The following is a 13,465-nucleotide window of genomic DNA, read 5'->3' on the forward strand; positions in this document are numbered from 1 at the left end:
GGGGACCGTGCGGGCATGACGCAGGCCTACCGGTGGCGGCTCGCCACGGAGTTCGGGTTGCTCTTCGTCGTGGTGGTCGGGGCGTACCTCGTCCTCGGCGTACCGGGTGGTCCCATTCCACCGCTGGTCGTGGCGGGCACCCTCGCCGCGCTGGCTCTGCGCCGCGACGCCGGCTTCGACCGTCGCAGGCTGTGGAACGCCGCCGCGCTCCGGCCGGCGCTGCCGGGTGTGCTGCTGCTGTGGGCGGCGGTGTCGGTGGTGGCGACGGCCGGCGTGGCCCTGGCCGCCCCCGACCGCCTCTTCGACATGCCGCGCCGGGAGACCGCGCTGTGGCTGGCGGTCGTCCTGCTGTACCCGCTGCTCTCGGTGTACCCACAGGAGTTGTTGTACCGGGCTTATCTGCTGCACCGGTACGCCCCGCTGTTCGGCACGGGCCGTGGTGCCGCCGCGGTGAGCGCGGCCGTGTTCAGCTTCGCGCACCTGCTGTTCGGCAACGTCCTGGCGGTCGCCGCGACGCTGGTGGGCGGCTGGCTCTTCGCCCGCCGGTACCAGCGGACCCGGTCCCTGCTCGTGGTGTCGGTGGAGCACGCCCTGTACGGCGTCACGATCTTCACCATCGGTCTCGGCGGGTACTTCTACCACGGTGCCTAGCGCTCAGCTGGCGCGGTCGCGGGCCGCGTCGCACCAGCCCAGCTCGGTGGCGAGGGCGCGGGCGGTCTCGACCAGCTCGATCGCCCAGCGGGACGGGTGGTGGGCCCGCCACAGCATCGACCACGGGTAGCGGGGCACAGACGGGTCGAGCGGGCGCCAGACCAGCTCGGCGGACACGCCCGCGGTCGACTCCGGGCTGCAGAGCACACAGCGGCCCTGCAGCACCAGGTCCACGGCCGCGCGCAGGGTCTGCACGCTGCCGGTGAACAGCGTCGGGAAGAAGCCCGCGGACCGGCAGACCTCCGCGACGAAGCCGTTGAACTCGGGCGCCTGGTCCTCGTCGGCGAGCAGCAGGGTCTCGTCGCGCAGGTCGCTGACCAGGACGTGGGTCAGGGCGGCGTACGGATGCCCGGCCGGGACCAGCACGCCCAGCGGATCGAGCCGGAAGATCTCGGCGGTGACCTCCGGATCCGCCCCGGGCAGCCGCCCGATGCCGACGTCGAGCCGGCCGTCCGCGAGCAGCCGGCACTGCTCCGGCACGCCGGCCAGCACCTGGTGGATCTCCAGCTCGGGATGGCGGGCCTGCACCGCGCGCAGCACCGGCCGCACGGCGTCGTAGCCCTCGTCGAGCACCCCGACGCGCAGGGTCGGCGCGGCGAGCGCCATGCCCTGGGCCAGCGCGGCGGCCCGGTCCACATGCTCGACGATCTGCCGGGCCTCGATGAGGAACCGGGCGCCGGCCGGGGTGAGCGCGACGTGCCGGGTGGTGCGATCGACCAGCAGCACGCCGACCGCGCGTTCGAGGCGCTGCACCTGGGCGCTGAGCGCGGACGGGACGATGTGCTCGCGGGCGGCGGCCCGGCCGAAGTGCAGTTCCTCGGCGAGGGTGACGAAATACCGCAGCTGGCGCAGCTCGATGCGGTTGCCGCCGACCGGGTCGGAGACGGCGCGGAGAGCGGTGTGCCGGGGCAGGGTGCTCATGGTGCGACCTCCTCGATGACCCCGCTCATCCCATCGATACGTCCCTCGCAGTGTTATCGCTAACATTCACGTAGTCAAGGCGTAACGTGGCGGCAACATGCGGCTCGCCCCACCATTGTTAGCGGTCACAGGGTGATTCGGCGTTCCAATAGTTGATATAGTCGACCGAGTTAGTAGACAAGACAGGGATTCTCGCCGAAACTCGACCGATGGATCTCACCCTGGCGTTCGCCGGACTCGGCGTCGGCATCGTGGTCGGACTCACCGGCATGGGCGGCGGCGCCTTGATGACCCCCATCCTGGTCCTGTTCTTCGGCGTCCCGCCGGTGGCCGCGGTCTCCAGCGACCTCGCGGCCAGCGCGGTGATGAAGCCGTTCGGCGGCTGGGTGCACGCCCGCCGCGGCACGGTGAACTGGCGCCTCGTCGCCTGGCTGTGCGCCGGCAGCATCCCGAGCGCCTTCCTCGGCGTGCTGCTGCTGCGCCTGCTCGGCGACGACGAGACCGTGCAGCACACCATCAAGATCGCGCTCGGCTGCGCGCTGCTGCTGGCCGCGGGCGGCATGCTGCTCAAGGCCTGGGTGACCCGCCACCAGCGCGGCGACGGCCCGGCCGAGCCGATCACGGTACGCCCGATCCCGACCCTGCTGGTCGGCGTGGGCGGCGGCGTGATCGTGGGCCTGACCTCGGTGGGCTCGGGCTCGCTGATCATCGTGGCCCTGCTGGCGCTGTACCCCAAACTGCGCGCCAACGACGTGGTCGGCACCGACCTGATCCAGGCCATCCCCCTGGTCATCTCGGCCGCGGTGGGCCACGCCCTCTTCGGCGACCTGCACCTGGACATCGCGGGCGCGGTCCTGATCGGCTCGATCCCGGGCGTGCTCCTCGGCGCCCGCATCTCGTCACGGGCCCCGGGCGGCATCGTCCGGGCGGCGCTGGTGATCGTGCTCCTGGCCAGCGCGCTGAAGATGCTCGACGTGCCGACCATGGCGGTGGGAGCGATCACCGGAACGGCGATCCTGGTCGCCGTCGCCCTGGCGATCTGGCGACGAACCCGGCGGCCAGCCGCGGCGGTCCCGGCCCAGACCGGCCCAGCCGAGGACGAAACCCGCGAAAGCATCAACGCCCACTGACCGCGGACACTCCAGGCCCAGTCGCTGCCGACACGGGCGGACTACCGACAGACCCGGTACCGATAGGGCCGGGCTACCGATAGGGCCGGGCTACCGATAGGGCCGGGCTACCGATAGGCCAGAACCACCGACAGACCCGGGAGTGCCGATAGGCCCGGCGCCACGGCCAGGCCGGCGCCGCCTACGGGCCGGCGCCGCCGACAAGCCGGGCTGCCGATCACTCCAGCCCGGCGGTCGGTCGCCGGGCTGGAGTGGATCGGAGCTGCGTCGTGGTGGCGTGCGGCGGTGTTGCGGTTGAGGAAGCCGGCGCGCGTACCGGATGAAGGGTTACCTCGGGACGACGCTTTCGATGGACCATTCTCGCCAGCCGTCCAGTTTGTCGGAGGCCGTCTGGAGCTGGTCGGCCACCGGGCCCGGGCCCGTCGAGCCCGCGGTCGTGCGGGCCGCCAGGGCCGAGCGGACGCTCAGTACCTCGCGCACCGACGGGTCGAGGTGTTCGCTGACCGTTTTGAGGTCCTCGTCCGAGACGTCCTCCAGCTCGCACTCGCGGGCCGCGCACAGCGCCACCAGGCGGCCGGTGATCTCGTGGGCGTCGCGGAACGGGACGTGCCTGCGGACCAGCCAGTCCGCCACCTCGGTGGCCAGCGAGAAGCCGACCGGGGCGGCCGCGGCCAGGCGGTCCACCCGGACCGTCATGGTCGAGATCATTCCGGCCAGGGCGGGCAGCAGCAGCTGCAGCGTGTCGATCGCGTCGAACGCCGGTTCCTTGTCCTCCTGCATGTCGCGGTCGTAGGTCAGCGGCAGGCCCTTGAGCATGGTCAGCACCGCGACCAGGCCGCCGATCAGCCGGCCGGCCTTGCCCCGGGCCAGCTCCGCGATGTCCGCGTTCTTCTTCTGCGGCATGATCGACGAGCCGGTGGCGAACGCGTCGTCGAGGATCACCCAGCCGAACTCCTGCGAGGTCCAGAGGACCACCTCCTCGCCGAGGCGGGACAGGTGCACGCCGATCAGGCCGGTGATGAAGAGGAACTCGGCCACGAAGTCGCGGTCCGACACCGCGTCCATCGAGTTCTGTGCCGGTGCCTTGAAACCCAGTTCCTTGGCCACCGCGCCCGGGTCCAGCGGCAGCGACGAGCCGGCCAGGGCGCCCGAGCCCAGCGGCGAGATCGCCGTGCGGGCGTCCCAGTCGCGCAGCCGGTCCAGGTCGCGCAGCAGCGGCTGGACGTGGGCCAGCAGCCAGTGGCCGAAGCTCACCGGCTGGGCGTGTTGCAGGTGGGTCATGCCCGGCGCGGGCGTGTCGAGGTGCCGGCCGGCCTGCTCCAGCAGCGCGTCCGCCAGCTCGACCACCGCGGCGGCCACCCCGCGGGCGTGGTCGCGCAGGTACATCCGCAGGTCGGTGGCGACCTGGTCGTTGCGGGAACGGCCCGCGCGCAGCTTGCCGCCCAGGGTGCCGAGGCGTTCGAGCAGGCCGCGTTCCAGCGCGGTGTGCACGTCCTCGTCCTCGACGGTCGGGCGGAACTCCCCCGCCGCGCACGCCGACTCCAGGTCGTCCAGCGCGGCCAGCATCTGGCCGAGCTCGTCGGCGTCGAGCAGACCCGCGCCGGCCAGGACGCGGGCGTGGGCCCGCGAGGCCGCGATGTCGTACGGCGCCAGGCGCCAGTCGAAATGCACGCTCACGCTCAGCCGGGCCAGGGCCTCCGCCGGTCCGCCGGCGAAACGGCCACCCCACAGCCTGGTCGGGCCTTCGGTCTCCGGCACGCGCTCACTCCTTCAATTCGGTTCGGGGGACCCACGATAGGGTCCGTCCCATGACGCTCGACCTGCACGATGATGTTGTCTCATTGACCCGCGCGCTCTGCGACATCCCCTCGGTCAGCGGGGACGAGGGCACCCTCGCGGATGCCGTCGAGGCCGCCCTGCGCAAGCTGGGACACCTCGAGGTGCTGCGCGACGGCGACGCCCTGGTGGCTCGCACGAACCTGGGCCGGGACAAGCGGATCGTGCTCGCCGGGCACCTGGACACCGTACCGATCAAGGACAATCTTCCCACCTGGACCACCGGCGAGGGCGACGCCCAGCTCCTGCACGGGCGCGGCACCTGCGACATGAAGGCCGGCCTGGCCACCCAGCTGCGCATCGCCGCGACCGTGACCGATCCGCGCCACGACCTCACCTTCGTCTGCTACGACAACGAGGAGGTCGCCTCGGTCAGGAACGGGCTCGGCCGGCTCGTGCGCAACCACCCCGACTGGCTGGCCGGCGACTTCGCCATCCTGGGCGAGCCCTCCAACAGCGGTGTCGAGGGCGGCTGCCAGGGCACCATGCGGGTGCGCATCACCCTGCGGGGCAAGGCCGCGCACACCGCGCGGGCCTGGCGCGGCATCAACGCGATCCACGCCGCCGCCCCCGTGCTGGCCATCCTGAACGCCTACGAGCCGCGCCGGCCGGTCGTCGACGGGCTGCAGTACCACGAGGGCCTCAACGCCGTGAACATCCAGGGCGGCATCGCCGGCAACGTGCTGCCCGACGAGTGCGTCATCGACATCAACCACCGGTTCGCGCCGGACCGCAGCATCGCCGAGGCCTACGCGTACCTGCAGGAGGTCTTCGCCGGCTACGAGCTGGAGATCCGCGACCAGGCCCCGGGCGCCCGCCCCGGCCTGGACCAGCCCGCGGCCGCCGAGTTCCTGGCCGTGGTGGGCAAGGAACCGGCGCCGAAGTTCGGCTGGACGGACGTGGCCCGCTTCGCCGAACTCGGCATCCCGGCGGTCAACTACGCCCCGGGCGACCCGCTGCTCGCCCACACCGACGAGGAGTACGTGCCGGTCGCCGAGATCCGCGAATGCGAACGCGTCCTGGCCGCCTGGCTCTGCTGAATGGCCTCGCTCCGCTCGGCGGGCACTGCGCCTCGGGTTGCGCCGCAGGATGGTCATTTGTCCTGCGGGCCAGCGTTTTTCTGGATTGCGCCGGGGATGGCGTACATGTGGGCGTAGGCGCGGGCCTGCTCGCCGGTCCACAGGGATGAGCCGTAGCCGTAGACGACGCCCTGCCGGGTTGCCGCGTCCAGCAGGCTGTACGGGCTGCGGCTGCCCAGCGGGATCACGTTGCCCTTCTGCAGCCGGATCCGCACCTCGCCGGTGACCCGGGTCTGGCTCGAGTCCAGGAACGCCCGGAAGTCGTCCAGGATCGGGTCGTAGTAGACGGCCTCGTGCAGCAGGTCGCCGTACGTGTTGCCGAGCTGCAGCTTGGTCGCCTGCTGCCGGTTGCTCAGGGTCAGGCGCTCCAGCTCGCGGTGCGCCGCGATCAGGGTGAGCATGCCGGGGGCCTCGAAGCCGACCCGGGCCAGGTTGCCGACCATGGTCGAGCCCATGTGGATGCCCCGGCCGACGCCGTGCTCGGCGGCCAACGTGTTCAGCGAGCGCAGGATCGCGTAGTTCGGCGCGTCCGGGCCGGTGCCCTCGATCGGGCTGCCGTCCAGCGTCGTCGCCGAGGTCACCTCGCCCTTCTCGAAGGCCAGGATCAGCTCGACGCCGTCCTCGGGAGCGTCCTTGATGGACTTCGTGCTCTCCCAGGCCTCCTCGGGCAGGTAGTCCCACGAGCCGTAGGTCTCCTTGCCGCCGATCGAGGTGCCGATCAGACCCTCGTTGATCGAGTACGTGGTGACCTTGTCGCTGGTCTCGAAACCGTGCTGCCGCAGGAAGTCGCGCTCGAACTCGCGGGTCAGCCGCTCGTCGCGGATCGGGGTGATGATCTCCAGCTGCGGGGCCAGCGCGCGGATCACCGAGTCGTAGCGCACGTGGTCGGCGCCGGCGCCGGTGGAGCCGTGCGCGATCGCGTCCGCGCCGTTGTCCAGCGCGCACTGCACGACCTTCTCCGCCTGCACCAGCCGCTCGGCGCCGACGCAGGACGGGTAGCCGCCGTTGCGCAGGTAGTTCGCCTTGACCGCGTACGTGACCACGCGCGCGTACAGCTCCTCGCGGGCGTCGATGACGAAGTGCCGGGCCGAGCCGAGCTCCTCCGCGCGGGCCCGGACGACGTCACCCTCGCCGCTGTGCAGGCCGCCGGTGTCGACGTTGGCGGTGAGCACCTCCCAGCCCTGCTCGCGCAGGGAGACCAGGGCGTACGAGGTGTCGAGGCCACCGGAGAAGGCGAGGACGATCTTGCGCTTGGACATCAGGATTTTCCTTATCAGGACGCGGGGATCTCGAGGATGGGCACGAACGTCCGGCCCTCCTGGACGAGGTGGCCGGGGGCGAGCACGTAGTACGTGCACTCGCGGGCCTCGATGGCCTTCTGCATGGCCCGCTGCCGCTCGTAGTCGAACGGGTCGAGCAGGAACGACGGCTCCGGCTCGGGCTCGGTGACCGGCACGGTGAAGTCGTTCTCGTAGACGAACGAGCCGGGCGAGGTGTGGAACGGCACGGTCGCGACCATGATGCGCAGCCGGCCGAAGCGGGTGTGCACGCGCAGGGCGCTGTTGTCGTACTGGGTGACACCGTCGAGCTTCTGCGCCTGGTACGCCGACAGCGCCAGCGCCTTGAGCGCCTTGCCCAGCCCGACGCTGGTCCACAGCGACCACAGCGACCAGCCGACCCAGGTGCCCGGGGCCGCACTGGGCGCGGCGCAGTAGCCGGCGATCGGGATCGGGCCGTTGTAGTCGCTCTGCTTGGCCTTGTCGAAGACCGCCCGCATGTGGCGCTTGGCGTCCGCATCGAAGGCGCTGGTCTCCAGCACCTCGGTGAACGACGACTGCGGCAGCGCGGCGATGACCGCGGCCGAGGGCATCAGGATCAGGTCGACCATCACCCACTGCGGCATCGGGATGCCCCGGTCGCCGAACGCGATGCCGTTCATCACGTTGAACAGGTTGAGGAACGCGCCGGTGTCCCAGCCCTTGTCCTCGGTCGTGTCGGTGAAGTCGAGCCAGCTCAGCTTGTGGCCGTACGGGGCCTCGTTGAGGAACGGGCGCAGCGACTCGTTGGACGCCAGGTAGAACTCCAGCCCGTGGTTCAGGAGCTTCTGCATGTTGTCGGCGAAGCCGGGGAAATGTGCCTCGACGGCGGTCATGGTTGGCTCCCTTCGGGGTCGGCACGGCTCCAGGCCGTGAGCTTCTCGGCGAGCGCGGCGCCCGGCCCGTCACCGGCGTCGCGGGCCACCACGAGGATGGTGTCGTCGCCGGCGATGGTGCCGACGACGTCGGGCAGGCCCGAGCGGTCCAGCGCGCTGGCCAGGAACTGCGCCGCACCCGGCGGCACCCGCAGCACCACCAGGTTGCCGCTGACGTCGACGGAGTTGAGCAGCTCGCGCAGCAGCCGGATGAGCCGGGCCGGGGCCTGCTCGACCGGGCGCAGGGCGGGCAGCCCGTCCTCGGGGATGACGTAGACCCCGCCGACCTTGACCGCCCGCAGCTCCTCCAGGTCGCGCGACAGCGTCGCCTGGGTGACCTGCACGCCGTCGACGGCCAGCAGGTCGGCGAGCTCGGTCTGCGACCGCACGGCCTTGTCCCGCACCAGCTCGACGATGCGCGCGTGCCGCGCCGCCCGCGTACCCGGCCCGGTCATTGCTGGTCCAGCAGCCAGGTCAGCAGGGCCTTCTGGGCGTGCAGGCGGTTCTCGGCCTGGTCGAAGACCGCGCTCTGCGCGCCGTCCATCACCTCGTCGGTGATCTCCTCGCCGCGGTGCGCCGGCAGGCAGTGCAGCACGATCGCGTCGGGCGCGGCCGCGGCCAGCAGGTCCTTGTTGATCTGGTACGGCCGGAACGGCGTGTGCCGGTCGATGCCGTCGTCCTCCATGCCCATCGACGTCCACGCATCGGTGGCCAGCACGTGCGCGCCGGCCGCCGCCTCCCGCGGGTCCCGGAACACGGCGACCGAACCGCCGGTGCCCGCCGCGATCTCGGCCGCCCGGGTCACCACGGCCGGATCCGGGTCGAACCCCTCGGGAGCGGCCACCCGTACGTGCAGGCCCGCGGTCGCGCCGGCCAGCAGGTACGAGTGGGCCATGTTGTTCGCGGCGTCGCCCACGTAGGTCAGCGTGCGCCCGGCCGTGCCGCCCAGCCGCTCCCGGATGGTCTGCAGGTCGGCCAGCAGCTGGCAGGGGTGGAAGCCGGTGGTCAGCGCGTTGACCACCGGCACGTGCACGTCGGAGGCGAGCTCGGCCAGCCGCTCGTCGCCGGAGGTCCGGAAGACGATCGCGGACACGTACCGGGAGACGACCCGGCCGGCGTCCAGCAGCGACTCACCGCGACCGAAGTGGGTGGCCTGGGTGTCCACCACGATGGCGTTGCCGCCCAGCTCGGGGATGCCGGTCTCGAACGACAGCCGGGTGCGCAGGCTGACCTTGTCGAAGAAGACGGCGACCGACCGCGGGCCCTCCAGCGGCCGGTACGCGAACCGGTCGGCCTTCATCGCGGCGGCCAGGTCGAGCACCGCGCTCTGCTCGGCGGGCGAGAGGTCGTCGTCGCGCAGGAAGTGGCGGGTCACTTGACGACCTCCCCGAGCGCCGCGACGAACGCCTCGGCCTGGCCGGTGGTCAGGATCAGCGGCGGGGCCAGCCGGATCACGTCGGGCTGGATGGGATTCACCAGGAAGCCGGCCTCCTGCAGCGACTTCGCCACCTCCGCGGACACCGGCGCGGTGAGCTCGATGCCGAGCAGCAGCCCGGCCCCCCGCACGCCGGCGATCGCCGGGCTGTGCAGGCCCTCGACGCCGCGCCGGATCAGTTCGCCGACCCGCTTGACGTGATCGAGCAGGCCCTCGCCGGCGATGGTCCGGATGACGGCCAGGCCGGCCGCGCAGCTCACCGGGTTGCCGCCGAAGGTGGTGCCGTGCGAGCCGGGCCCGAACAGCTCCCCGGCCTTGCCGAAGGCGATGCAGGCACCCAGCGGCAGACCGCCGCCGAGACCCTTGGCCAGCGTCACGACGTCCGGCTCGACGCCCTCGCTCTGGTGGTGGAACCAGTGCCCGGTGCGCCCGATGCCGGTCTGCACCTCGTCGAGCACCAGCAGCGTGCCGGTCGCGGTGCAGATCTCCCGGGCCGCGGTCAGGTACCCGGGCGGTGGCACGACCACGCCCATCTCACCCTGGATCGGCTCGAGGATGAGCATGGCGGTCTGCGTCGTGACGGCCGCGCGCAGGGCTTCGGCATCGCCGTACGGGACGTGGGTGACCTCGCCCGGCAGCGGCCGGAACGGCTCCCGCTTGCCGGGCTGACCGGTCAGGGCGAGCGCCCCCATCGTGCGGCCGTGGAAGCCGCCCTCGGTGGCGACCACGTGGGTGCGCCCGGTCAGCCGGGACAGCTTGAACGCGGCCTCGTTGGCCTCCGCGCCCGAGTTGCTGAAGATCACCCGGCCGGGGCGCCCGGCCAGGGCCAGCAGCAGCTCGGCCAGGGCCAGCGGCGGCTCGGCGAGGTAGAGGTTGGAGACGTGGCCCAGGGTGGCGACCTGCTGGGAGACCGCGGCGACGATGGCCGGGTGGGCGTGGCCCAGGGCGTTCACCGCGATGCCGCCGAGCAGGTCGACGTACTCCTTGCCGTCCTCGGCGACCACGACGGCGCCGGAGCCGCTGATCAGGCCGAGCGACGGCGTGCCGTAGTTGTTCATCATGCTCTGCGACCACCGGTCGCGGAACGGGGTCATGACGGAACCACCATCGTGCCGAATCCTTCCGAGGTGAACACTTCGAGCAGCGTCGAGTGCGGCACGCGGCCGTCGACCACGTGCGCCGCGGGGACGCCGCCCTGCACCGCCCGCAGGCACGCCTCCATCTTCGGCACCATGCCGGACTGGAGGCTGGGCAGCAGCTTCTCCAGCGCGCCGGTGTCGATCTGCGAGGTGAGCGAGGAGGTGTCGGGCCAGTTGGTGTAGAGGCCGGGCACGTCGGTGAGCACGACCAGCTTGCGGGCGCCGAGCGCGACGGCCAGGGCGGACGCGGCGGTGTCGGCGTTGACGTTGTGCACCAGGCCGTCGGCGTCGGGCGCGACGGTGGCGACCACCGGGATGCGCCCGGCGGCGATCAGGTCGTCCACGGCCGAGGTGTCGACCTGCGCGACGTCGCCGACCTGGCCGATGTCGACCGGCTCACCGTCGACCACCGCGTGCCGGCGCACGGCGGTGAACAGCCGGGCGTCCTCGCCGGACAGCCCGACGGCGAACGGGCCGTGCTCGTTGATCAGGCCGACCAGCTCGCGGCCGACCTGGCCGACCAGCACCATCCGGACGACGTCCATCGCCTCGGGGGTGGTGACCCGCAGGCCGCCGCGGAACTCGCTCTCGATGCCCAGCTTGCCGAGCATCGAGGAGATCTGCGGGCCGCCGCCGTGCACCACGACCGGCTTGATCCCGGCGTAGCGCAGGAAGACCATGTCGGCGGCGAAGGCCCGCTGCAGCTCGGGGTCGATCATCGCGTTGCCGCCGTACTTGATGACGACGGTGGTGCCGTGGAACCGTTCCAGCCAGGGCAGGGCCTCGATCAGGATGGCGGCCTTGTCGGAGGCGTTCACGAGCTGTACGCCGAGTTCTCGTGCACGTACGCGTGCGACAGGTCCGTGGTGCGGATCGTCGCGGACATCTCGCCCTCGTGCAGGTGCACGGTGAGGGTCACGTCCCGCCCGGTGAGGTCCACCTTGGACCGGTCGTCGGCGGCGGCCCCGCCCCGGCAGACCCACACGCCGTTGACGGCGACGTCGATGCGGTCCGGCGCGAAGGCGGCAGCCGTGGTGCCGACCGCGGCCAGGATCCGGCCCCAGTTCGGGTCGTTGCCGAACAGGGCGGTCTTGACCAGGTTGTTGCGGGCGACCGTACGCCCGACCTCGACCGCGTCGGCCTCGCTGGCCGCGCCCTGCACCTCGATGGCGATGTGCTTGGTGGCGCCCTCCGCGTCGTCGATCAGCTGCCGGGCCAGATCCTCGCAGACGGCGGTGACCGCGGCGGTCAGCTCCTCCTGGCTGGGCTGGACGTCGGAGGCGCCGCTCGCCAGCAACAGCACGGTGTCGTTGGTGGACATGCACCCGTCGGCGTCGATCCGGTCGAAGGTCAGCCGGGTCGCCTCGCGCAGCGCGGTGTCCAGCGTCTCCGAGCCGGCGACCGCGTCGGTGGTGAGCACCACGAGCATGGTGGCCAGGGCGGGAGCGAGCATGCCGGCGCCCTTGGCCATGCCGCCGACCGACCAGCCGTCGCCGCGGACGACCGCGTTCTTGGCCACGGTGTCGGTGGTCATGATGGCCTGGGCCGCGGCCGTGCCCCCGTCGGCGTTCAGGGACCTGACCGCGGCGGTGACGCCGGGCAGCAGCTTGTCCATCGGCAGCAGCTCGCCGATCAGGCCGGTCGAGCACACCGCGATGTCCCCGGCCCCGACCAGCAGCGGCTTCGGCCCGCCGCGCAGCACGGCGGCGGTGTGCTCGGCGGTGGCGTGCGTGTCCCGGAATCCCTGCGTGCCGGTGCAGGCGTTGGCGCCGCCGGAGTTGAGCACGACGGCCCGGACGACGCCGCCCTTGAGCACCTGCTGGCTCCACATCACGGGCGCGGCCTTGACCCGGTTGGCGGTGAAGACACCGGCCACGGTCGCGTCGGGGCCGTCGTTGACGACGAGCGCCACGTCGGGACCGCCGCCGGTCTTCAGCCCCGCGGCGACACCGCTGGCCCGGAACCCCTTGGGGGTGGTGATCGTCACGGAGCGACTCCGAATACCGTCAGGCCCGCAGTCTCCGGCAGGCCGAGCATGAGGTTGGCGCACTGCACGGCCTGGCCCGCGGCGCCCTTGCCGAGATTGTCCAGAGCACTGACGACGACGATCCGCCCGGAGTCGACGTCGAGAGTGGCCTGCAGGTGGCAGGAGTTGGAGCCGGCCGTGGCCGCGGTGTGCGGCCAGGTGCCGGCCGGCAGCACGTGCACGAACGGCTCGTCGGCGTAGGCGGCCTGCAGCACCGCCCGCGGGTCGGCGTCACCGAGCGGCTTCGCGGTGACGGTGGCGAGGATGCCGCGTGGCATCGGCGCCAGCACCGGGATCATCGACAGCGAGGTCGCGCCGGTGGCCTGCTTGATCTCGGGGACGTGCTGGTGCGCGCCGACCTTGTAGGGCGACAGGTCGCCCATGACCTCACTGGCGAGCAGGTTGACCTTGGCGGACCGACCGGCCCCGGACGTGCCCGAGGAGGCGACCACCACGACGTCGGCGGGATCGGCGGCCCCGGCGGCGATCAGCGGGGCCAGGGCCAGGGCGATGGTGGCCGCGTAGCAGCCGGTGTTGGCCACCCGCCCGCTGGCGGCGATGGCGGCCCGGTGCCCGGGCAGCTCGGGCAGGCCGTAGGTCCAGGTGCCGGCGTGCGTGCCGCCGTAGTAGCGGCCCCAGGCGCCGGCGTCGTGCAGCCGGAAGTCGGCGCCCAGATCGACGATCTTCACCCCGGCGGGCAGCTGGGCGGCCAGCGCCGCGGACTGCCCGTGCGGCAGGGCCAGGAAGACCAGATCAGCGTCGGCCAGCGTTTCCGCGTCGGTCACCCCGAGGACCAGATCCAGGCCCGCGAGCTGCGGGTGTACGGCGGCCACGGGCGTACCCGCCTGACTGTGCGCCGTGGCGGCGACGAGGTCGAGCTCGGGGTGCCCGGCGATCAGGCGCAGCAGCTCGCCCCCGGCGTACCCACTCGCCCCGGCGACAGCGACCCTGATTCCCATACTTACCTCCGCATGACTATGCAGAGGACGGTATCAAC

Annotated in this window: 13 protein-coding genes; 3 read left to right on the plus strand and 10 right to left on the minus strand. The window is 72.2% G+C overall.

The annotated features are described in order from the left end of the window. Positions 1-15: 15 nt before the first annotated feature. Positions 16-651, plus strand: coding sequence for a CPBP family glutamic-type intramembrane protease (locus tag Aau02nite_RS33330; protein ID WP_212992587.1), 636 nt, complete (start codon positions 16-18; stop codon positions 649-651). A 3-nt stretch (positions 652-654) separates the two neighbouring features. Here Aau02nite_RS33330 and Aau02nite_RS33335 read toward each other — a convergent pair whose 3' ends face one another. Beyond that, positions 655-1,632: a LysR family transcriptional regulator gene (locus Aau02nite_RS33335; protein WP_212992588.1), complete on the minus strand. Its 978-nt coding sequence runs from the start codon at positions 1,630-1,632 to the stop codon at positions 655-657. A 209-nt stretch (positions 1,633-1,841) separates the two neighbouring features. Between Aau02nite_RS33335 and Aau02nite_RS33340 the strand changes: the two genes are divergently transcribed. Then, positions 1,842-2,762, plus strand: a complete 921-nt coding sequence (locus tag Aau02nite_RS33340; protein ID WP_212992589.1) for a sulfite exporter TauE/SafE family protein — start codon at positions 1,842-1,844, stop codon at positions 2,760-2,762. Between the two features lie 327 nt (positions 2,763-3,089). On the opposite strand, the gene argH is transcribed toward Aau02nite_RS33340, so the two are convergent. After that, positions 3,090-4,520 (minus strand): argininosuccinate lyase, encoded by a 1,431-nt coding sequence (gene argH, locus Aau02nite_RS33345; protein WP_212992590.1) that lies wholly within the window; start codon positions 4,518-4,520, stop codon positions 3,090-3,092. Positions 4,521-4,570: 50 nt separating this feature from the next. Between argH and dapE the strand changes: the two genes are divergently transcribed. Continuing rightward, positions 4,571-5,638, plus strand: coding sequence for a succinyl-diaminopimelate desuccinylase (dapE, locus tag Aau02nite_RS33350; protein WP_212992591.1), 1,068 nt, complete (start codon positions 4,571-4,573; stop codon positions 5,636-5,638). A 53-nt stretch (positions 5,639-5,691) separates the two neighbouring features. Here the strand turns inward: dapE and Aau02nite_RS33355 are convergent, their stop codons facing one another. Genes Aau02nite_RS33355 through argC form a run of 8 tightly spaced genes read right to left on the minus strand, consistent with a single transcriptional unit; the run spans position 5,692 to position 13,427 of the window. Continuing rightward, on the minus strand, positions 5,692-6,936 hold the full coding sequence (locus Aau02nite_RS33355) for an argininosuccinate synthase (protein WP_212992592.1): 1,245 nt from the start codon (positions 6,934-6,936) through the stop codon (positions 5,692-5,694). A 14-nt stretch (positions 6,937-6,950) separates the two neighbouring features. Further along, positions 6,951-7,829 carry a hypothetical protein gene (locus Aau02nite_RS33360; protein ID WP_212992593.1) on the minus strand — a complete coding sequence of 293 codons (879 nt, stop codon included), beginning with the start codon at positions 7,827-7,829 and terminating at the stop codon, positions 6,951-6,953. Further along, complete coding sequence (locus Aau02nite_RS33365) at positions 7,826-8,323, minus strand: arginine repressor (RefSeq protein WP_212992594.1); 498 nt, start codon at positions 8,321-8,323, stop codon at positions 7,826-7,828. Before Aau02nite_RS33365 ends, Aau02nite_RS33360 begins: the two co-directional genes overlap by 4 nt. Further along, on the minus strand, positions 8,320-9,243 hold the full coding sequence (gene argF / locus Aau02nite_RS33370) for an ornithine carbamoyltransferase (RefSeq protein ID WP_212992595.1): 924 nt from the start codon (positions 9,241-9,243) through the stop codon (positions 8,320-8,322). Before argF ends, Aau02nite_RS33365 begins: the two co-directional genes overlap by 4 nt. Continuing rightward, on the minus strand, positions 9,240-10,397 hold the full coding sequence (locus Aau02nite_RS33375) for an acetylornithine transaminase (protein WP_212992596.1): 1,158 nt from the start codon (positions 10,395-10,397) through the stop codon (positions 9,240-9,242). Before Aau02nite_RS33375 ends, argF begins: the two co-directional genes overlap by 4 nt. Next, positions 10,394-11,260, minus strand: a complete 867-nt coding sequence (argB, locus tag Aau02nite_RS33380; RefSeq protein WP_212992597.1) for an acetylglutamate kinase — start codon at positions 11,258-11,260, stop codon at positions 10,394-10,396. The genes Aau02nite_RS33375 and argB overlap by 4 nt, the downstream gene beginning before the upstream one ends. Then, positions 11,257-12,429 carry a bifunctional glutamate N-acetyltransferase/amino-acid acetyltransferase ArgJ gene (argJ, locus tag Aau02nite_RS33385; protein WP_212992598.1) on the minus strand — a complete coding sequence of 391 codons (1,173 nt, stop codon included), beginning with the start codon at positions 12,427-12,429 and terminating at the stop codon, positions 11,257-11,259. Before argJ ends, argB begins: the two co-directional genes overlap by 4 nt. Beyond that, positions 12,426-13,427: an N-acetyl-gamma-glutamyl-phosphate reductase gene (gene argC / locus Aau02nite_RS33390; protein WP_212992599.1), complete on the minus strand. Its 1,002-nt coding sequence runs from the start codon at positions 13,425-13,427 to the stop codon at positions 12,426-12,428. Before argC ends, argJ begins: the two co-directional genes overlap by 4 nt. Between the last annotated feature and the right edge of the window lie 38 nt (positions 13,428-13,465).

Origin of the sequence: Actinoplanes auranticolor, assembly GCF_018332655.1 — a bacterium.
In the GTDB taxonomy this organism is placed as follows: domain Bacteria; phylum Actinomycetota; class Actinomycetes; order Mycobacteriales; family Micromonosporaceae; genus Actinoplanes; species Actinoplanes auranticolor.